Below are 18,649 nucleotides of genomic sequence, written 5' to 3'. Positions count from 1 at the left end.
GCGATGTCGCGCACGGGCCGCGCGACTCGGCGCAAAATCGGCTATGCTGCCCGCCATCTAGGAGAGGAACGCCGATGATCGTCTATGGTTCGACCTTGTCCCCGTACGTCCGCAAATGCATGGTGTTCGGGGCGGAGAAGGGCTTGGAACTGCAGCTGAAATTTGCCGGACCCGGCAGCCCCGACCCCGAGTTCCGGGCGATCAGCCCCTTCGGCAAGATGCCGGGTTTCCGCGACGGCGACTTCACCATTGCCGATTCGACCGCGATCGTCACCTATCTCGAGGCGAAATATCCCGAGCCCAATCTGATCCCGCTGGCGGCCGAAGCCCGCGCACGGACGATCTGGTTCGACGAACTGGCCGACACGATCATGATGGCGGCGGGCTCGGCGATCTTCGGCAATCGGTTCGTAAAGCCGCGGGTGATGCAGTTGCCGTGCGACCACCAGGCCGCCGACCAGGCCGAGAACGAGCAGCTGCCGCCGATCTTCGCCTATCTGGAGACGACCATCCCCGACAGCTTCTTCCTGGTGGAGGACCGGCTGACCCTGGCCGACATCGCCATCGCCAGCCCGCTCGCCACGCTGGGCTGCATCGGCGTTTGCGTCGATGCCGCGCGCTACCCGCGCACGGCCGCCTATGTCGACGCGATCCACGCCCGGCCGAGCTTCGCCGCAATCCTCGCCCGCGACAAGGCGCAGGTGGAGGCGATGGGCGGCGCAGTAGCCAAGGCGACCGCCGCCGCCTAGATGGGCGGCATGCGTATCACCTTCACCAAGTGCCATGGCTCGGGCAACGACTTCCCGCTCATTGATGCCCGCGCGATGACGCTGTCCGAAGCCGAGTGGGCGACGCTCGCCCGCTTGCTCGCCGATCGTGCGGGGCCGGTGGGCGGCGACGGCCTGCTCGCGCTGGTGCCGGGCGACGACGCCCACGCCTTCGGCATGCGGATGTGGAACTCGGACGGCTCTGAGGCGGAGACCTGCCTCAACGGCCTGCGCTGCACCGCGCGGCTCGGCTTCGACCTGTTGGGGCTCGACGCGGCGCAGGTGAAGCTCAAGACCAGCTCGGCCAGCGTGTCGCGCGATCCGGAGATCGCCCCCGGCGTCGCGACGATCCGCACGCTGGTGGGGCCCAATTCGACGCGCGCCGCCGATGTCGGGCTGGTCGGCGCGCCCGAGCAGGTGCGTGATGCCCCCATCTCTGGCCTGCCCAACGCCCGCGCCTTCACCGCGGTGGCAATGCCCAACCCGCATCTGGTGACCTTCGTCGACCAGGTCGACGAGGCCGAGCTGGTGGCACTTGGCGAATGGTGCGAAAGCCGCCCGGCGCTGCTGCCGGCGCGCGCCAATGTGTCCTTTGTCGAGCTGCGTGGCCCGACCCGGCTGTTCGTCCGCACCTTCGAGCGCGGCGTGGGGCTGACCGACAGCTGCGGCAGCGCGATGGCGGCCTCGGTGCTGAGCGCGGCGCTCACCGGCCGCGTCCCCTTCGGCACGCCGATCGAGGTGTTCAACCGCGGCGGCATGGTCCGCGGCCAGGCCGAGCCGGACACGCGGGTGATGCTGAGCGGTAACGCCACCTTCGAGGCGGAGCGGGCGGTGGAAGTTGATTTCGCTGCCGGCACGCTCGGCGCGGTGGAGACGCTGCGCGATCGCGGCGAGGAGCGCGCCGCGTGGGAGGCGATGGTCGCCGGATTGGCGGGCTGAGCGCCGGAAGCGCCCAGCCCAACCAGTTCAGGCGTGCGCGAGCGCCCGCTTCTTGCGGCGCGTCACCGCGCCGACCATGCCGAAGCCGGTGATCAGGATCGCCCAGCTCGTCGGTTCGGGCACCGGGGAGATGGCGAAGCTGCCCAGGGTGAACTGGTACACGATTCTATGCTCGGGCCAGGGATCGTCGCCCGTATAGCCCGCCGGCGGCGTCGCCTGCCAATTCACCTCGGCTTCGTTATAGCCAAGATAGCTTCCGTCGTTCCCAAGCGAGAAATCCAGAATGTTCTTCTTGCTGCTGTCCAGCGGCCCATAGGTATCGAGGAACAGCGCCCCTCCGATATCCGTCCGCGTCGTCGACGTGATCGGCCCGAGCGTGCAAGCGCCATAGGGTTGATACCCGGTGTTGCAGACATCCGTGATCGTGGGCTTGGCGATCTGCACCGTCGATGGCAGCGACAGGGCGTTGTAGCGTACCTGCAGGACCTCCTCGACGCTGAGATATCCTTGTTCGAGGCTGGGGATCGTGGCCCAGCCCAGGGTCAGGTCCATGAAAGACTTCGCGGCGGTGACCCCGTCGACCTTGCTGTCGAACGTCGCGGCGATGCGCGTCGTGGAGTCAACGATATCGAGACCCCATTGTCCCGTGGAGGTGGTGGTGACGACCTGCGGGTCGTTGATGATCGCCTGGAAGGACATGGTGCCGCTCTTCGGCGTCCCCGGCGTGTAGAGCGTATCGTAGTACGCGTTCATCGTGATCTTGTACGGCGTCGCTTCGGCACTTGTGCCGAGCAGTAGCGCGGCAGCAATCAGCGCAGTTCGTATCATGGTTCCCACCTGTTTTGACGTTCGAGAACGCGACCGTAGCGGAACATGACTACGAGGCAATATGGTTAACGTTTGAATATCAGCAGGTTATTGCAGGTAGATAAGGTTCCGCCAAGAGGACGCCACAACGTGAAACTGTCCGGATAACCAAATGGGCTAAAACCGCTTGACATCGTCACGCTCCTGTGGCACAAAACAGGAACGCTGAAGAATTGCGAGTCGCCTCGGCGGCTCCACGAACGGGCCGGGCACACCAGTGACGCGGCCCGTTCGCGTTTTCGGGAGATAGCGGGTGGGACTGACGATTTCGGCAGGCAACCAGCGGCGGCGGCAGATGCAGCGGGTGAAGGCTTCCGGCTGGACAGCCAAGAAACGCCAGACCTTTCTCGACACGCTGGCGGTGACATGCAACGTCAACCTCGCCTGCGCGGAGGCGAGCATGTCGCGGTCGAGCGTCTACCATCTCCGCCGCCGCGATCCCGAGTTCGCCGAGCTTTGGCGCCAGGCGCTGCTGATGGGCTATGATCGGCTGGAGGAACGGCTGCTGCGCCGTGCCGGTGCGGGTATAAACGATGTCGAATTCGGCGGCGGCGACGCGCCGGAGGAGCCGCTGGATCCCGACCTCGCGCTCAGCCTGTTGCGCGCGCACCGGCCGACAGTGGAGGGGCGGCGCAAGCGGCCGGGGGGCGAGATCCACCGCATCAGCCGCGAGGAGGCGCAGGCGGCGCTGGCCAAGCGGCTGGATGCGCTGGAAAAGCGGCTCAAGGCAGAGCAGGGCAAATGAGCGATCCGCTCGAGCGGCTGGCGCTGCTGCCGCGCAAGGAACGCGACCGGATGCTGGAGCGCATGTCGGACAGCGAGATTCGCGCGTTCAACGAATGGTGGGAACGCTGGGCGCTCAAAGGCCAGTTCTGGCCCGAGGGCGACTGGCGGGTGTGGCTGATTCGCGCCGGGCGCGGCTTCGGCAAGACGCGGGCGGGGGCCGAATGGGTGAGCCAGATGGCGCGCGACGTACCCGGTGCGCGGATCGCGCTGGTCGGTGCGACGATCGAGGATGCGCGGCGAGTGATGGTGGAGGGGCCCTCCGGGCTGCTTGCGCTGGGGCTGGAGGGCGAGATGCTCGACTGGCGTTCGAGTGCGGGCGAGCTGGTGTTCGGGTCGGGCGCCCGCGCGCTCGTCTATTCGGCCGAGGCGCCGGAGAAACTGCGCGGGCCCGAGCATGATTTCGCCTGGGCGGACGAGCTGGCCAAATGGTCGGCGAGCACCGCCGACGCGACCTGGGACAATCTGATGATGGGGATGCGCCGCGGCGAGCAGCCCCGCGTGGTGGTGACGACGACGCCGCGGCCGGTGAAGCTGATGCGCCGGGTGATGGCGATCCCGCGCCCGGCGCTGCACGAGACCCGGGGGCGCACCCGCGACAATATCCATCTGCCGCGCAGCTTCGTCGAGGCGATGTTCGCCGAATATGCCGGCACGCGGCTGGGGCGACAGGAGCTGGACGGCGAGATGATCGACGATGTCGCGGGCGCCTTGTGGCCGCGCGCGCTGATCGAGCGGCAGCGCCGCGCGGTCGACGTGCCGCTGGTGCGGGTGGTGGTCGGGGTCGATCCGCCGGCGGGTACCGAGGGCGATGCCTGCGGGATCGTCGCGGTCGGGCTGGGGGCGGACAAGCAGGGCTATGTGCTCGCCGATGCGAGCGTCGCGGGGCTCAGCCCCGAGGGCTGGTCGGCGGCAGTGGCGGCGTGCGCGGCGCGGTTCGAGGCCGAATGCGTGGTCGCGGAGAAGAACCAGGGCGGCGCGATGGTGGAGAGCGTGCTCAAGGCCGCCGAGACCGCGCTGCCGCTCCGGCTGGTCCATGCCAGCCGCGGCAAGGCCGCGCGCGCCGAGCCGGTGGCGCTGCTCTACGAGCGCGGGCTGGTGTGGCACACGGGCGTGTTCACGGCGCTGGAGGCGGAGCTGGCGGGGCTGCAGGCGAGCGGTGGGTATGAAGGGCCGGGTCGCTCGCCGGACCGGGCCGATGCGCTGGTCTGGGCGGTGACCGAGCTGATGCTCGGCCGACGCGGGCAAGCGAAGGTGCGGATGGTTTGACCTAAGCCGTTCGGGGTTCCCCTCCCGCTTGCGGGAGGGGCCAGGGGGGGGGATGGCGCGCCCGGCGCTGCTTTCACGTCGGTCCCTCCCCCGGCCCCTCCCGCAAGCGGGAGGGGAGCGAATGCTGACGGCGTAGCCTAACAGGAGAACTCCAATGCGAAACTGCATGGCTGCAGGGCTGCTTGCCCTGCTGACGGGCGCGTGCGCGCTCAATGCGCAGACGGGACTTGCCGTGGGCGCGGGCGTCACCGTGGCGGTGAACGATCGTGACGGCGACGGCATGCTCGACGCCGCCGAGGTGCAGGCGCTGGTCGCCAGGGTATTTCCCCCCGACAAGCTCACCGGCGGCTTCTGGGACGGCATGCGCGCCAGCCTCACCGCCGCCTATTGGGCGCGCGACCTGGATCACGACGGCAAGCTCAGCGTCGCGGAGCTGGCGCGATGAAGTGGTTCGGGCGCAAGGCCGCGCGCGAGGGGCAGCGGCCGGCATTGGCGCGCGGCGGCTGGGGCAGCTTCGGCGACTGGCCGCGCAGCTATGAGGTGCAGCTGCGCGAAGGCTATTGCCAGAACCCGGTGGCCCAGCGCGCGGTGCGGATGGTGGCGGAGGGCGTCGGCGGGGCGCCGCTGACCGGCACCGATCCGGCGCTGCTGGCGCTGGTCGCAGCCCCCTCGGGCGGGCAGCGGCTGCTCGAGACGCTGGCGGCGCAGCTGCTGCTCCACGGCAATGCCTATGTCCAGCTGCTCACCGACGAAGCCGGCACGCTCCACACGCTCTATGCGCTGCGCCCCGAGCGGGTGAGCGTGGAGCCCGACGCCGCCGGCTGGCCGATCGCCTATCGGTATAGGGTCGGCGAGCATGTCACCCGGCTGGCGGCGGACGATGGCGGGCGGCCGCAGATCCTGCATCTGCGCGCCTTCCACCCGGCGGACGACCATTATGGCCTGGGCTGCCTCGATGCCGCCGCGGGCGCGATCGCGATCCACAATGCGGCGACGCGGTGGAACAAGGCGCTGCTCGACAATGCGGCGCGGCCGAGCGGGGCGCTGGTCTATGATCCCGGCGACGGTTCGGCGCTGGCGCCCGACCAGTTCGCCCGGCTCAAGGACGAGATGGAAGCCGGGTTCGCGGGTGCGGCCAATGCCGGGCGGCCGATGCTGCTCGAAGGCGGGCTCAAATGGCAGGCGATGAGCCTGACCCCCGCCGACATGGATTTCGTGGGGCTGAAGGCCGCGGCGGCGCGCGAGATCGCGCTGGCCTTCGGGGTGCCGCCGATGCTGCTCGGGCTGCCCGGCGACGCGGCCTATGCCAATTACCGCGAGGCCAATCGCGCGCTGTGGCGGCTCGCGATCCTGCCGATGGCCGAGCATCTGCTCGGCGGGCTGGTGCAGGGGCTCGGCGCCTGGTTTCCGGGCGCCACGCTCGCGGTCGATCTCCATCGGGTGACGGCGCTCGCCGAGGAGCGCGAGCTGCTGTGGCGGCAGGTCGCGGGCGTCGATTTCCTGACGAGCGAAGAGAAACGCAAGATGGTGGGGTTGCCATGACCGACGGGACGATGCTGGGCCAGCTGATCGCGCAGGCCGAGGACGAAGGCGCCGAGCTGACCACGCTCCGCGCCATTGCCGAAGAAGCCGGGACGGCGGGCGCGACCCGCGCGCTGGCGCGGCTTGGGCTGGAGGATACGGGCGCGGCCAAGGACATGGCCGAGCTGCGCGAGCTGCTGAGCGCGTGGCGCGATGCCAAGAAGTCGATGATCAAGGCGGTGATGCAGTGGCTGGGCCGCACGGTCGCGGCGCTGGTGCTGGTGCTGCTGGCGATGCGGCTGGGCTTTCCGGGCTGGCTCAAATGAGCGTGCGGTTCGCCGGCTATGCCGCGGTGTTCGATCGCGAGGATCGCGGCGGCGACGTGGTGCGGCCGGGGGCGTTCGGGCCGGTGGGGCCGGTGCCTTTGCTCTGGCAGCATCGCGGTGCGCCGGTCGGCACGATCGAGGCGATCGGCGAGGATGCCCGCGGGCTGCGGGTGATCGGCCGCGTCGAGGATCCGCGGCTGGCGGCGCTGGTCGCCGAGGGCGCCGTTGCGGGGCTGTCGTTCGGCTACCGCGTGGCGGCAGCCCGGCGCGGCCGGGTGCGCGAGCTGACGGCGCTCAAGCTGATCGAGGTGAGCCTGGTGGCCGAACCGATGCAGCCGCTCGCGCGGGTGCACGCGGTCGGCTGAGTTTTTCCAATCTTTCTGGCGTGGGAGAAGACCATGGATGCGATGGAATCGAGCTTCGAACAGGTGACGCTGCCGCCGGTGCGGCCGATGCTGGCCGGCGGCCGCCCGGCGTCGAGCGCGGCGTTCGACGGCTATCTGCGCGGCGGCGTGGAAACCAAGGCGCTGTCGGGCAATAGCGGTGCCGAGGGCGGCTATTCGGTGCCGCGCGAAATCGACGCGCAGATTGACGTCATGCTGCAGGCGATCTCTCCGATCCGGGCGATCGCCAATGTCGTGAAGGTGGGGTCGAGCGGCTATCGCAAGCTGGTCGCGAGCGGCGGCTTTGACAGCGGCTGGGCGTCCGAGACCGCCGCCCGCCCGATCACCGCGACGCCGACCTTCAACGAAGTCGCACCGCCCTTTGGCGAGCTCTACGCCAACCCGGCGGCGAGCCAGGCGATGCTCGACGACGCGATGTTCGACGTGGAAAACTGGCTGGCCGGCGAGATCGCCCGCGAGTTCGCCCAGACCGAGGGCACCGCGTTCGTCAGCGGCAACGGCACCAACCAGCCCAAGGGCTTCCTCGCGGTGCCGACCTCGACCGCGGCGGATGCGACGCGCGCCTTCGGCACGCTCCAGTATCTCGCCACCGGCGCGGCGGGCGCCTTTGCGGCGAACCCGGAGGAAAAGCTGATCGACCTGGTCCAGGCGCTGCGCGCGCCCTATCGCCAGGGGGCGAGCTGGGTGATGAACTCGGCGACGCTTGCGCGGATCCGCAAGTTCAAGACCAGCGACGGGCAGATGCTGTGGCAGCCGGGCATCGCCGCGGGCCAGCCGGCGACGCTGCTCGGCTATCCGGTGGTCGAGGCCGAGGACATGCCGGACATCGCCGCCAACGCCTTCTCGGTCGCCTTCGGCAATTTCCAGGCCGGCTATCTGATCGCCGAGCGCGGCGACACCCAGCTGCTCCGCGATCCCTATTCGAACAAGCCCTTCGTCCATTTCTACGCGACCAAGCGGCTGGGCGGCATGGTGAGCAATTCGGAGGCGATCAAGCTCCTCAAGTTCGCCGCGAACTGAGCCGGAGGAACGCAACATGGCAGACAGTTTCGCGAACCGGGCCGACCATGTCGCGGCCCCGGCGACCTCGGCGATCGCCGTGGTGCCCAGCGACACGGTGGCGCTGACCGACATCCCCAAGGCACTCTATGTCGGCACCGGGGGCACGGTGACGATGCGCGGGGTCAATGGCAGCGTCGACACGGTGTGGAAGAACGTGGCCAACGGCACGATCCTGCCGTTCCGCGCGCGCTATGTGCGGGCGACCGGCACCAGCGCCGCCGATATGCTGGCGCTATACTGATGGAAGGGCTTTCGCTGTCCATCCCGGCGGTGGCGCGCAGACGCGTGCCGCCGCCGGCGGGAGCCGGAGTCTCGACGCGGGTCGACCGCACCACCAGCACCGTGGATTCCACGCTGCGCAGCACCGACAGGAGCTGAGCATGGCCAAGCAGAGCATCAATGTCGGGTCCGCCGCCAATGACGGCACCGGCGATACCGAGCGTGCCGCCTGGATCAAGGCGAACGCCAATTTCGACGAACTCTATGATGGCGCGGCGCGGCTGCCCAAGATCGAGAAGACCGCCGCCTATACGGCGTCGAGCGACGATACCGGCAGCTCGATCCGCGCCGATGCGAGCGGCGGCGCCTTCGCAATCACCCTGCCGGCGAGCGCGGTGCGCGAGGGCGATTTCCTGCGCGTCCACAAGGGCGATGCCAGCAGCAACCGGGTGACGGTGCGCAATGCTTCGGCAAGCGACCTCGCCTGGCTTTCGGCGCAGGGCGATGCGGTGTGGTTCGTCTGGTGGAAAGGCGCGTGGGAGGCGTTCGACTGGCGGATCGCGCCGCTGCGGATCGTCTATGCCAGCTCGGGCACTAGCACGAAGCCGCCGCTGGCGACCGGGCTGGAGGTGATGGCGATCGGCGGCGGCGGGGGCGGGGGCTCCGGCCGCTGCGGCGCGAGTGCCTCGATCCGCACCGGCGGCGGGGGCGGGGGCGGCGGCATGGTGCAGCTGCTGCGCTTCGCCGCCGCCGCACACGGCACGACCGAATCGGTGACGGTGGGCGCGGGCGGCAGCGGCGGTCCCTCGCCGGGCACCGTGGCCGCCAACGGCGTCGCCGGCGGCACGGGCGGCGCGAGTCTGCTGGGCGCGCTGATCCGTGCCGATGGCGGCAATGGCGGCGGTGCCGGCCAGGCCGCCAATGCGTCGGGCGGTGCCGCGCTGCCCGTCGGCACGTTCGGCGCGCTGGGCGGCGGCGGGACAAGCGCTTCGACCGCCACTGCGGGGCTGGGCGGCAACGGCGCGACCGGCGGCGGTGCCGGTGGCGCGAGCATCGATGCGGCCAATGCGGCGCGGGGTGCCGCCGCCGGCGGTTCGGGATCGAGCCATGCCGCCGCGCCGCTCTCCGGCGGGACGGCGGGCACGGCGACGGTCCCTGCCGGTGGCGCGGGCGCCGCAGCTGATCCGGCGCTGCATTCCGGCGGCGCGGGCGGCGGGGGCGGCTTTTCCGGCAACCTGACCGGCAACGGCGCCGCCGGGGGTGCCGGCGGGTCCCCTGGCGGCGGCGGCGGGGGCGGCGGTGCCTGCGACACCGGCTTCTCCCCCGGCGCGGGCGGCAATGGCGGACGCGGCGAAGTGCGCGTCACCTGGACCTTCAGCTGAGGCGCGGGGCGATGGCAGTCTATCGGGTGATCGAGGCGGGCGTGGTGGTCAACCGGATCGAGTGGGACGGCACATCCCCCTATGATCCGGGGGAGGATCGGACGCTGGAGCCGGAGGCGGAAGCCGCCGCGTAAGATACGCCGCGCCGCGTGGGCACGCGGCTGCAACCAACAGAGGGAGAAGAACCATGGACGCACCGCCCTTTCCGGCGGCGGCGATCGCGAGCGCGTGCGCGGCGGTGAAGGACTATCTGCGCATGGCGAACGGCACCGACGATGCCGCCGTCACCGCCGCGGTCCAGACCGCGCTGGCGTTGGGCGAGGCCTTTACCGGCACCGCCTGGATCGCGCGGCAATGGCAGGCCTGGCTCGGCCGATCGCCCGATTGGCAGCGGCTGCCGGTGGCGCCGGTGACTGCGATCGGCGCAGTCGAGACGGTGGATGCCGCGGGTGCGGCGACGGCGCTGCCGGTGGCGGCGTACACGATCGATCTGGATGCGCGCGGCGAGGGCTGGGTGCGCCTTGCCCCGACGACGACAACCGCGCGGATGCGGGTGACCTTTGCCGCCGGCACGGCGCCGGGCTGGGAGAACCTGCCGCCGCCGCTTGCGCAAGGCGTGGTGCTGCTCGCGGCGCATCTGCTCGAGACGCGCGGCGACGTATCGGTGCCGCCCGCGGCGGTGGTGGCATTCTGGCGGCCGTGGCGGCGGCTGCAGCTGATGGCGGGAGTGCGGCGGCAATGCTGGAGCAGCTGAAGGCGCGGGCTGACGCGGCAGGCCGGGTGGCGGCGACGAACGCGGCCGGGCGGCTGGCGGAGCGGGTTCGCGAGGCGGTGCCTGGCGTTTCGGTGGCGGTCGAGGGCAGCGCGGTGACGCTGTCGGGGCGTGGGCTGTGGCGGCGCTGGCTTGCCGACCCCGCGCTGCGCTGGCTGGGAGGGCTGTTGCGATGAGCCCGCAGGAAGCGATTACCGCGGCGTTGCGCGCGGCGCTCACTGCCACGGGCGCCTTGTCCACCCCGGTCAACGGCGTGTTCGATGGGCCGCCCCAGCGCGCGGTGCGGCCCTATCTGCTCGTCGACGAGGTCATGCTCACCGACTGGAGCACCAAGGACCAGGACGGCCGCGAGGTCCGCACCTCGGTGCTGGTGCGCGATTCCGGGGCGACCCGGCAGCGGGTGCGGGCGCTCGCGGCAGATGTCGAGGCGGCGGTCGCGGCGATGCCCGCGGCGCTCGGCGGCGGCTGGCGGATCGTCAGCCGGGTGCTGGTCCGCACGCGGGTGGTGGACGAGGGGGCGAGCGGGGTGACGGCGGTGGTCGAGCATCGGGTGCGGATGTTGCGGACGGCGTGAGTGCCCCCTCCACCACGCCGCTGGCGCGGCGCGGTCCCCCTCCCCCGCTTCGCGGTGGAGGAGACGCTATTCGCACAAGGGTTTCCTCTCCCGCGAAGCGGGGGAGGGGAACCGCCGCCGAAGGCGGTGGTGGAGGGGGCCCGCCACCCCAAGAAACAACCAACAGGAGACGAACATGGCAGCAGAAAAAGGCAGCGCCTTCCTGCTCAAGGTAGGCAATGGCGCGACGCCGGTGGTCTACGCCACCGTGGCGGGGCTGCGGACGACGCAGCTTTCGGTGAACGGCGAGGCGGTGGCGATCACCAGCAAGGATTCGGGCGGCTGGCGCGAGCTGCTGTCCGGCGCCGGGGTGCGCTCGGTGAGCGTGTCCGCGGCGGGCGTGTTCACCGGATCGACCGCCGAGGTGCGGGTCAAGGCCAATGCCCTGGCCGGCACGCTCGACGATTATCGGCTGAGCTTCGAGAGCGGGGAGACCATGACGGGCAAGTTCCTCGTCACCCGGCTCGACTATGCCGGCGATTTCAACGGCGAGCGCAGCTACACGCTGAGCCTGGAAAGCTCCGGGCCCGTGGTGAGCGCGTGACCGGCCCGGCCAATCCGGTGCGCGGCGAGGCGACCCTGCGGGTGGGCGGCGTGCCGCTCGTCCTGCGCCCGAGCTTCGAGGCGCTGGTCGCCGCCGAGGCCGAGCTGGGGCCGCTGTTCGCGCTGGTCGAGCGCGCCGCGGCCGGGCGGCTGGCGCTGGGCGAGATGGTCGCGCTGTTCTGGCATTGCCTCAAGGCGGTGCCCGAGGGACTGACCCGCGAGATGTTTTCCGAAGGCGTGACCGAGGCCGGGCTGGTGGCGGCGACGCCCGCGCTCAAGGCGCTGATCGGCCAGATCCTGGCGGGGCGGTGACGCGCTTCGCCGAGGCCGCCGGGCGGCTGGCGGGACTGGCGGGGCTCGCCTTCGGCTGGAGCCCCGATCGGTTCTGGCGGGCGACTCCGGCGGAGCTCGCCGCGCTGCTGATGGCGGCCGCGCCTGAGGCGAGGGAACCGCCCAGCGCGGACCTGATCGCAAGATTGCAGGAGCAATTTCCCGATGGATGAGGAAATCGAACGGCTGGTGGTGTCGGTGCGTGCCGATACCGCCGGCTTCGCGCGCGATGTCGATGCGATGCGCGGCACGCTGGAGGGACCGTTGGCCACCGGCGTCGACCGGGCGGGCAAGACGATCGAGACGACGCTGCTGCGCGCGGTGCAGACGGGCAAGCTCGGCTTCGACGATCTCGCCAAGATCGCGATCCGCGCGCTGGAAGAGATCGCCAAGTCGGCGATGGGCGTCAGCTTGCCCTTGAGCCGCGGCGGCGAGAGTGCGGGCGGCGTGCTGTCGCTGCTCGGCGGGCTGCTGGGGCTGCCCGGCCGCGCGACCGGCGGGCCGGTGAGTCCCGGCCGGCCCTATTGGGTCGGCGAGCGCGGGCCCGAGCTGTTCGTGCCGACCAGCGCGGGGCAGGTGGCGCCCAGCAGCGGGCAGGGCGGCGGGCGCGACGTGCGCGTGTCGATCACCGTCAACGCCGCCGCCGATGCCGCGCCCAAGGCGCTGGCGCAGTCGAGCCGGCAGGTGGCGCGGGCGGTGCGCTCGGCGCTGGCGGGGCTCGACTGATGGGCTGGTGGCTCGCCGCGCGGCGGCGCGACCAGACGACGGGCGGGATCAGCCGGTTCGATCCGGTCTATTGGACGGTGAATTTTCCCCGGCCGATGATGGCGAGCGTGGTCACCAGCGCACCCGATGCGCTGCGTGTCGACCTGGTGTTCCAGCGGCGCGGCGATCTCGCCGGGCTGATCTGGGAGGCGGAGGACCGTTGGGACCACCCGCTGCTCGCTTATGCGACCGCGCGCGACTTTCGCGGCTGCCGGCTGCGGTTCCGCTGGCGCTCGTCGGGGGTGATCGCGCTCGACGCGATCAACGGCCCGGTGCTGACGATCGAGGGGCGGGATGAACAGGGCGCGCCGCGCTCCTGGTATGTGCGGCTGTGGAACTATGCCAGCGGGTCGCCGAGCGATGCCGAAGTGGTGCTGGATTTCTCGAAAGTGGCGGGGGGCTTCCTGCTGCCGGGCGAGGCGGATCCGGTTTGGGCCGGGGATGTCGACCGGATGTTCGTCTCGCTGGTGCCGCCGGGCTATGTCGCGGGCGACACCACGCCGCTGGCGGCGGCGAGCGAGGGCTGGGTCGAGCTGACCGGCATCGCCTGCGACGGGCCGGGATCGGTGCTGACGATCGGCGACGTGGTGGTGCCCGAGCATGGCCTGTCGATCGCGACCGGCTATGACGACGGCTATAACCAGACGCCGGCGCGGCTGCTGCGGAACATCCTCCACCTCGGCTATCGCGGCGACATTCTCCATTATGTCGGCATGAGCCATTATTTTCGGCTCGAGCCCGCCTCGGGCGGCTTTTATGCCAGCCTGGCCGGCGGGGCGCTCAACCGGGCCTGCGCGGCCTGGCATGCGGACTTCGCGGCGCGGGCCAGGGCCCTCGGCTATGGCGTGATCTGGTCGCTGAGCTACGAGCTGCTCGACCAGCATTGCTGGGGCGACTGGAAGCAGCGCACCGCCGATGGCAGCGCGGCGCTGACCGGGTGGAGCCCGCCCTCGACGCTGCTCTCACCGGCGCATGGCGGGGCGATGGCCTATCTGCGCGCAGTGGCGCTGGCGTTCGTCGGGATCGCGCAAGGGGCCGGGCTGGCGGTGAAGGTCCAGGTCGGCGAGCCCTGGTGGTGGGTGATGGCTGATGGCCGGATCTGCATCCACGATGCGGCGGCAAAGGCGGCGCTGGGCAATCCTTCAGCGCAGAATCTGAAGGGTACGGTGAACACCGCTGTGCTCGATGCGGCGGGGGCGCTGCTCGCCGCCTCGACACTCGCGCTGCGCGATGCGGTGAAGGCCGCCGCGCCCGGCGCGCAGGTGTTGCTGCTCACCTATCTGCCCACCGTGCTCGATCCCGCCATGCCCGAGGCAAAGCGCGCCAATATGCCCGTCGGCTGGACCTCGCCCGCCTTCGATGTGCTGCAGCTCGAGGATTATGACTGGGCGGCGGCGGGCAATGCGGCGGCGTCCGAACGCGCGGTCGCGGCGGCGCAGGCGCGGCTCGGCTATCCGGCGGCGCGCCAGCATTATCTCGCCGGCTTCGTGCTGCGCGCCGAGGATCGGCTCCAGTGGCGCGCGATCGCCGACGCGGTCGAGCGCGGCCGCACGCGCGGTGTCGCGGCGACCTTCGTCTGGGCGCTGCCGCAGGTGGCGCGCGACGGTTTCACCCATTTCGACCAGGAGGCGGAAGTGACGCCCTTCGACGACGTGTCCTTCCCGATCGCGCTCGGCCGCGAGGCGGAGGTTGTGCCCGAGCTCTCGACCGCGATCGTCACCAGCGCGGGCGGCGCCGAGCGGCGCAACGCCGCCTGGGCGCAGGCGCGGACGCGCTATGATGTCGGCCCCGGCGTCCGCTCCGAGGCGGACATCGCCGCGCTGCTGGCCTTCTACCGCGCGCGGATGGGGCCGGCGCGCAGGTTCCGGCTGCGCGATCCGTTCGATTACCAGGCCAAGGACGAGCCGCTCGGCACCGGCGACGGCCAGACCGCGCGCTTCCAGCTGGTCAGGAGCTATGGCGAGACGGTGCGGCGGATCACCCGGCCGGTGGCGGGCACCGTGGCGCTCAAGCTGAACGGCGTCGCGACCTCGGCCTTCACGCTGGGCGCGGGCGGGGTGGTGACGCTCGACGTCGCGCCCGCGGCGGGGGTGAAGCTCACCGCCTCCTTCCTGTTCGACGTGCCGGTGCGCTTCGCCGAGGACCAGCTGCGGGTGAGCCGCGCGACCTTCCTCGCCGGCGCCGCCGCCTCGGTGCCCTTGGTGGAGATCCGCGAATGAGCTGGCTCGAAGGCACGCTGACCACCGTCACCCTGTGCTGGCGGATCGAGCGGCGCGACGGGGTGACGATCGGCCTCACCGCGCACGACCGCGATCTGCTGATCGAAGGCGTGCTCTACCGCGCCGCGCCGGGGATGACCCCCAGCGCGGTCGAGCGCAGCGCGACGCTGGAGGCGGACAGCATGGACGTGCACGGCATGCTCTCGGGCGACGCCATCTCGGAGACGGACCTGCTGGCCGGCCGCTGGGACTTTGCCCGCGTGTCCCTGTTCGCCACCGACTGGACCGCGCCGGGCGAGACGGTGGCGCTGGGCGAGGGGACGATCGGTGCGATCGAAACGCGGGACGGCGCGATCACCGCGGAGCTGCGCGGGCTCACCGCCGCCTTCGATGCGCCGGTGGCCGAGGCGACCTCGCCCGATTGCCGCGCCGAACTGGGTGACGCGCGCTGCCGCGTGGCGATGGCCGGGCGGCGGCGCTTCGCCCGGGTGACCGCGGTGGCCGATGCCGTCGTGACGCTGGATGCCGCCGAGTCGGTCGCGAACGCCTATGCCAACGGCCGGCTGCGCTGGTTCGGCGGGCCGAACAGCGGGCTGGAGGATGCGATCGCCGTATCCGAGGGCAACCGGGTGACGCTCCGCCGCCCGCCGCGCTTCGACGGGGTGGGGGCGCTGGTCGAGTTGGTCGAAGGCTGCGACGGCCGGTTCGAGACCTGCTCGGGCCGCTTCGCCAACGCCGCCAATTTCCGCGGCGAGCCCTTCCTGCCGGGCACCGACCTGCTCACCCGGTACCCCGTCGCATGAGCGGCGCGGCGGTGGTCGCGGCGGCGCGGGCGGCGCTGGGCACGCCCTTTCGGCTGCACGGACGCGACGTGGCGACGGGGCTCGACTGCGTCGGGCTGGCAGTGGTCGCGCTCGGGCGCGGCGCGCCTGCAAACTACCGGCTGCGTACCGGCGATGCGGCGGGAACCGCAGCGCAGCTGCGCGAAGCTGGGCTGGCCGAAGTCGCGAAAGCACAACCCGGTGACCTGCTGCTCTGCCGCAGCGGGCCCGGCCAGCTGCACCTCGCGATCCGCTGCGAGGACGGAATCATCCATGCCGACGCCGTCGCGCGCCGGGTGGTCGAACGCCCCGGCCCGGTACCCTGGCCGGTGCTGAGCTGCTGGCGTCTGGAGGAGGAAGGCTGATGGCGACGGTGGTGCTGACGGTGGCGGGCGGGCTGATCGGCGGCCCCTTCGGTGCGGGCCTCGGCGGCCTGATCGGCGGTGCGATCGATCGCCAGTTGCTGTTCAAGCAGGGCCCGCGCGAGGGGCCGCGGCTCGCCGACCTCCGCGTCCAGACCTCGAGCTACGGCACCGCGGTCCCGCAGCTGTTCGGGACGATCCGGGTGGCGGGCAGCGTGATCTGGGCGACCGACCTGATCGAGCATCGCGCCACCGAGGGCGGCGGCAAGGGGCGGCCCTCGGCCACCTCCTACAGCTACACCGCGTCGTTCGCGGTGGCGCTGTCGACGCGGCCGATCCAGGGCGTGGGGCGGATCTGGGCGGACGGCCAGCTGCTCCGCGGCGCGGCTGGCGACTTCAAGGTGCGCACCGGCTTCCGCCTCTATACCGGCGCGGAGAACCAGCCGGTCGACCCGCTGATCGCCTCGATCGAAGGCACGGGCACGGCGCCCGCGCATCGCGGCACCGCCTATGCGGTGTTCGAGGACCTCGAACTCGCCACGTTCGGCAACCGCATTCCCCAGCTGAGCTTCGAAGTGATCGCGGATGCCGAACCCGTGCCCGCAAGCAGTGTGGCGCAGGCGCTGGGGGTGCCGGCCGACGGCCTCACCATGCCGCTCGCCGGCTTCTCCGCGCAGGAGTCGCTGCGCACGACGCTGGACACGCTGTGCGCGGCGACCGGCGCCTGGGTGGAGAGCGATGGCGCTTCGCTCCGCCTGCAGACCGGCACGGGCGCGGCGCGGGCGATGTCGGACAGCGGCGTCGGCGCCGACGCCCAGCCCACCGGCCGCGGGGTCCGGGCGATCGCCGCAGCCGATGCCGCCCCGCGGCGGCTGAGCATCGGCTATTATGATCCGGCGCGCGACTATCAGGCCGGCGTCCAGCAGGCGTCGCGCCCGGGCACCGGCACGCGCGAGACGCGAATCGACCTGCCCGCCGTGCTCGACGCCGGATCGGCCAAGGCGATGGCGGCGGGCGCGTTGGCGCGCACCGACCTTGCCCGCGAACGCCGCACGCTGACGCTGGGCTGGGAGGCGCTGACGCTCGCCCCCGGCGCGCGGCTCGCCATCGACGGCGCACCTGGGCAATGGCGAGTGGATCGCTGGTCGCTCGAGAACATGGTGGTGAAGATCGAATGCGTGCCGATCGCCGAGGCGCCGCTCTCCGGTGCTGCAAGCCCCGGGCGGGCGGTCGCCGCACCTGACACGCCGACGGGCCAGACGATTCTGGACGCCTTCGAGCTGCCGCCGCTCGACGACGTCGCTGCGACGACGCCAACTTTGGTGGTGGCGGCCGCAGGCAGCGGCACCGGCTGGCGGCGCGCGGCGCTGCTGGCGAGCGTCGACGGCGGCGCAAGCTGGGCCCCTGCGGGCAACACCGCCTATCCGGCGATACTGGGCGTGGTGCGGGTGCCGCCCGGCGCCGGGCGCGCGGCGCTGATCGATACCGCCGGCTTTGCCGAAGTGGACCTGGCCCGTGGCGACATGGCGCTCGCCAATGCCGATACGGCAGCGCTCGACGCCGGCGCGAACCTCGCCATGCTCGGTGACGAACTGCTCCAGTTCGGCGAGGCGGAAAGCCTTGGCGGCACCCGTTGGCGCCTGTCCATGCTGTGGCGTGGCCGGCGCGGAACCGAGGCGGCGATCGGCACCCAGCGCGCGGGCGAGCGATTCGTGCTGGTGACGCGCGATACGCTGAAGCCGCTCGATCTGCGGGTCGCGATCGGCGGAACCGTGCAGCTGCTTGCGCAGGGTTCCGGCGACGCGATCGATGCGCCGCCCGTCGCTGCCGCCGCCACCGGCGTTTCGCTGTTGCCGCCTGCCCCGGTGCAGCTTCGCGCGACTCGGCAGGGCGACGTCACGCAGGTGCGATGGGTGCGGCGCAGCCGACTCGGCTGGGCATGGCGGGACGGCGTCGATGTGCCGCTGGTCGAAGAGGGCGAGCGCTATCAGGTGGAGATGGTGCGCGGCGGCGCGCGGAGCGTGTTCGCGCTGGACTCCCCAGGCCTCGCGCTTTCCGCCGCCGATCGTGCGCTGCCGCTCACGCTGACGGTGCGGCAGATCGGCACGCATGGGCTGTCGCCCGCCGCCCAGCTTTCGCTTCCCAGCCTTGGAGACGACCGATGACCGCTTCGCCCACCCCGCGCCTGGCGCTGCCGCTGCTCGAACCCGGACAGGCGCAAAAGGAGATGTTCCACAACGAAGCCCTGGCGCTGCTCGATATCGCGACGCAGGCTGCCGTGGTCGCGGCGATGGTCGATGTTCCGCCCGCGGCGCCGAGTCTCGGCCAATGCTGGATCATCGGTGCTGCACCGCAAGGCTTCTGGGCCGGGCACGCACGCAAGCTAACAGGTTGGACCGAGGGCGGCTGGCGATTTTTGACGCCGCGCGACGGCATGCAGGTGTGGGTGGCGGCAGACCAGGCGCTGGCGCTCTTCAGCGGCGGAGAATGGTACCAAGGGCGTACCTATGGAAGACTTTTTATCGAAGGACGCCAAGTAGTTGGGCCGAGGCAGCCGAATGTGGCGGAACCGACGGGGGGCACGACGGTTGACGCAGAGGCGAGAAGGGCGATCTCTGCGGTCGTGCAATCGTTGCGCCAACACGGGTTGATCGGAGTCGATTAACATGTGACGTTTGTGCAACA

General features: G+C 71.3%; 25 protein-coding genes. 24 read left to right on the top strand and 1 reads right to left on the bottom strand.

Features of this window, described 5'->3' with window-relative positions; translation table 11 throughout:
- The first annotated feature begins 74 nt into the window (after window positions 1-74).
- Window positions 75-749, top strand: a complete 675-nt coding sequence (locus ACTJKY_RS19945) for a glutathione S-transferase family protein (protein WP_440847838.1) — start codon at window positions 75-77, stop codon at window positions 747-749.
- Between the two features lie 9 nt (window positions 750-758).
- A complete protein-coding gene (dapF, locus tag ACTJKY_RS19940; protein WP_440847837.1) occupies window positions 759-1,706 on the top strand; it encodes a diaminopimelate epimerase in 948 nt (315 codons plus the stop codon).
- Between the two features lie 27 nt (window positions 1,707-1,733).
- Here dapF and ACTJKY_RS19935 read toward each other — a convergent pair whose 3' ends face one another.
- The gene (locus ACTJKY_RS19935; protein WP_440847836.1) at window positions 1,734-2,534 is read right to left on the bottom strand and encodes a PEPxxWA-CTERM sorting domain-containing protein; all 801 of its coding nucleotides are present in this window, start codon (window positions 2,532-2,534) and stop codon (window positions 1,734-1,736) included.
- 292 nt (window positions 2,535-2,826) lie between these two features.
- On the opposite strand from ACTJKY_RS19935, the gene ACTJKY_RS19930 reads away from it, so the two are divergent.
- From ACTJKY_RS19930 to ACTJKY_RS19825, 22 genes are all read left to right on the top strand, one after another.
- A complete protein-coding gene (locus ACTJKY_RS19930; RefSeq protein ID WP_440847835.1) occupies window positions 2,827-3,318 on the top strand; it encodes a hypothetical protein in 492 nt (163 codons plus the stop codon).
- The gene (locus ACTJKY_RS19925) at window positions 3,315-4,625 is read left to right on the top strand and encodes a DNA-packaging protein (RefSeq protein ID WP_440847834.1); all 1,311 of its coding nucleotides are present in this window, start codon (window positions 3,315-3,317) and stop codon (window positions 4,623-4,625) included. The genes ACTJKY_RS19930 and ACTJKY_RS19925 overlap by 4 nt, the downstream gene beginning before the upstream one ends.
- A gap of 166 nt (window positions 4,626-4,791) precedes the next feature.
- The gene (locus tag ACTJKY_RS19920) at window positions 4,792-5,070 is read left to right on the top strand and encodes an EF-hand domain-containing protein (RefSeq protein WP_440847833.1); all 279 of its coding nucleotides are present in this window, start codon (window positions 4,792-4,794) and stop codon (window positions 5,068-5,070) included.
- Window positions 5,067-6,167: a phage portal protein gene (locus ACTJKY_RS19915; protein WP_440847832.1), complete on the top strand. Its 1,101-nt coding sequence runs from the start codon at window positions 5,067-5,069 to the stop codon at window positions 6,165-6,167. Before ACTJKY_RS19920 ends, ACTJKY_RS19915 begins: the two co-directional genes overlap by 4 nt.
- Window positions 6,164-6,472, top strand: a complete 309-nt coding sequence (locus ACTJKY_RS19910) for a DUF6127 family protein (protein WP_093297910.1) — start codon at window positions 6,164-6,166, stop codon at window positions 6,470-6,472. Before ACTJKY_RS19915 ends, ACTJKY_RS19910 begins: the two co-directional genes overlap by 4 nt.
- Window positions 6,469-6,837, top strand: a complete 369-nt coding sequence (locus ACTJKY_RS19905) for an HK97 family phage prohead protease (RefSeq protein WP_440847831.1) — start codon at window positions 6,469-6,471, stop codon at window positions 6,835-6,837. The genes ACTJKY_RS19910 and ACTJKY_RS19905 overlap by 4 nt, the downstream gene beginning before the upstream one ends.
- A 33-nt stretch (window positions 6,838-6,870) precedes the next feature.
- Window positions 6,871-7,896, top strand: coding sequence for a phage major capsid protein (locus ACTJKY_RS19900; protein ID WP_440847830.1), 1,026 nt, complete (start codon window positions 6,871-6,873; stop codon window positions 7,894-7,896).
- 16 nt (window positions 7,897-7,912) lie between these two features.
- Window positions 7,913-8,179, top strand: coding sequence for a spike base protein, RCAP_Rcc01079 family (locus ACTJKY_RS19895; RefSeq protein ID WP_093297914.1), 267 nt, complete (start codon window positions 7,913-7,915; stop codon window positions 8,177-8,179).
- Between the two features lie 139 nt (window positions 8,180-8,318).
- Window positions 8,319-9,539: a glycine-rich domain-containing protein gene (locus ACTJKY_RS19890; RefSeq protein ID WP_440847829.1), complete on the top strand. Its 1,221-nt coding sequence runs from the start codon at window positions 8,319-8,321 to the stop codon at window positions 9,537-9,539.
- A gap of 11 nt (window positions 9,540-9,550) precedes the next feature.
- Window positions 9,551-9,673 (top strand): hypothetical protein, encoded by a 123-nt coding sequence (locus ACTJKY_RS19885; RefSeq protein WP_440847828.1) that lies wholly within the window; start codon window positions 9,551-9,553, stop codon window positions 9,671-9,673.
- Window positions 9,674-9,726: 53 nt separating this feature from the next.
- The gene (locus ACTJKY_RS19880) at window positions 9,727-10,293 is read left to right on the top strand and encodes a head-tail connector protein (protein WP_440847827.1); all 567 of its coding nucleotides are present in this window, start codon (window positions 9,727-9,729) and stop codon (window positions 10,291-10,293) included.
- A complete protein-coding gene (locus ACTJKY_RS19875) occupies window positions 10,239-10,487 on the top strand; it encodes a hypothetical protein (RefSeq protein ID WP_440847826.1) in 249 nt (82 codons plus the stop codon). The genes ACTJKY_RS19880 and ACTJKY_RS19875 overlap by 55 nt, the downstream gene beginning before the upstream one ends.
- Window positions 10,484-10,885 (top strand): tail completion protein gp17, encoded by a 402-nt coding sequence (gene gp17, locus ACTJKY_RS19870; protein ID WP_440847825.1) that lies wholly within the window; start codon window positions 10,484-10,486, stop codon window positions 10,883-10,885. Before ACTJKY_RS19875 ends, gp17 begins: the two co-directional genes overlap by 4 nt.
- Before the next feature lie 175 nt (window positions 10,886-11,060).
- Window positions 11,061-11,468, top strand: a complete 408-nt coding sequence (locus tag ACTJKY_RS19865; protein WP_126002123.1) for a phage tail tube protein — start codon at window positions 11,061-11,063, stop codon at window positions 11,466-11,468.
- Window positions 11,465-11,779: a gene transfer agent family protein gene (locus ACTJKY_RS19860; protein WP_440847824.1), complete on the top strand. Its 315-nt coding sequence runs from the start codon at window positions 11,465-11,467 to the stop codon at window positions 11,777-11,779. The genes ACTJKY_RS19865 and ACTJKY_RS19860 overlap by 4 nt, the downstream gene beginning before the upstream one ends.
- Window positions 11,776-11,970, top strand: coding sequence for a phage tail assembly chaperone (locus ACTJKY_RS19855; RefSeq protein WP_440847823.1), 195 nt, complete (start codon window positions 11,776-11,778; stop codon window positions 11,968-11,970). Before ACTJKY_RS19860 ends, ACTJKY_RS19855 begins: the two co-directional genes overlap by 4 nt.
- Window positions 11,963-12,523, top strand: a complete 561-nt coding sequence (locus ACTJKY_RS19850) for a tail tape measure protein (protein WP_440847822.1) — start codon at window positions 11,963-11,965, stop codon at window positions 12,521-12,523. Before ACTJKY_RS19855 ends, ACTJKY_RS19850 begins: the two co-directional genes overlap by 8 nt.
- Entirely contained in the window at window positions 12,523-14,781 is a 2,259-nt protein-coding gene (locus tag ACTJKY_RS19845; RefSeq protein WP_440847821.1) for a DUF2460 domain-containing protein, read from the top strand. The genes ACTJKY_RS19850 and ACTJKY_RS19845 overlap by 1 nt, the downstream gene beginning before the upstream one ends.
- Complete coding sequence (locus ACTJKY_RS19840; protein WP_440847820.1) at window positions 14,778-15,584, top strand: DUF2163 domain-containing protein; 807 nt, start codon at window positions 14,778-14,780, stop codon at window positions 15,582-15,584. The genes ACTJKY_RS19845 and ACTJKY_RS19840 overlap by 4 nt, the downstream gene beginning before the upstream one ends.
- Complete coding sequence (locus ACTJKY_RS19835) at window positions 15,581-15,967, top strand: peptidoglycan endopeptidase (protein ID WP_440847819.1); 387 nt, start codon at window positions 15,581-15,583, stop codon at window positions 15,965-15,967. The genes ACTJKY_RS19840 and ACTJKY_RS19835 overlap by 4 nt, the downstream gene beginning before the upstream one ends.
- Complete coding sequence (locus tag ACTJKY_RS19830) at window positions 15,967-18,129, top strand: phage tail protein (protein WP_440847818.1); 2,163 nt, start codon at window positions 15,967-15,969, stop codon at window positions 18,127-18,129. The genes ACTJKY_RS19835 and ACTJKY_RS19830 overlap by 1 nt, the downstream gene beginning before the upstream one ends.
- Window positions 18,126-18,629 carry a DUF2793 domain-containing protein gene (locus ACTJKY_RS19825; RefSeq protein ID WP_440847817.1) on the top strand — a complete coding sequence of 168 codons (504 nt, stop codon included), beginning with the start codon at window positions 18,126-18,128 and terminating at the stop codon, window positions 18,627-18,629. Before ACTJKY_RS19830 ends, ACTJKY_RS19825 begins: the two co-directional genes overlap by 4 nt.
- Window positions 18,630-18,649 lie beyond the last annotated feature (20 nt).

Source organism: Sphingomonas sp. 22176, from assembly GCF_052045505.1.
Lineage (GTDB): Bacteria > Pseudomonadota > Alphaproteobacteria > Sphingomonadales > Sphingomonadaceae > Sphingomonas.
This window is presented reverse-complemented; position numbering and strand designations above follow the sequence as displayed.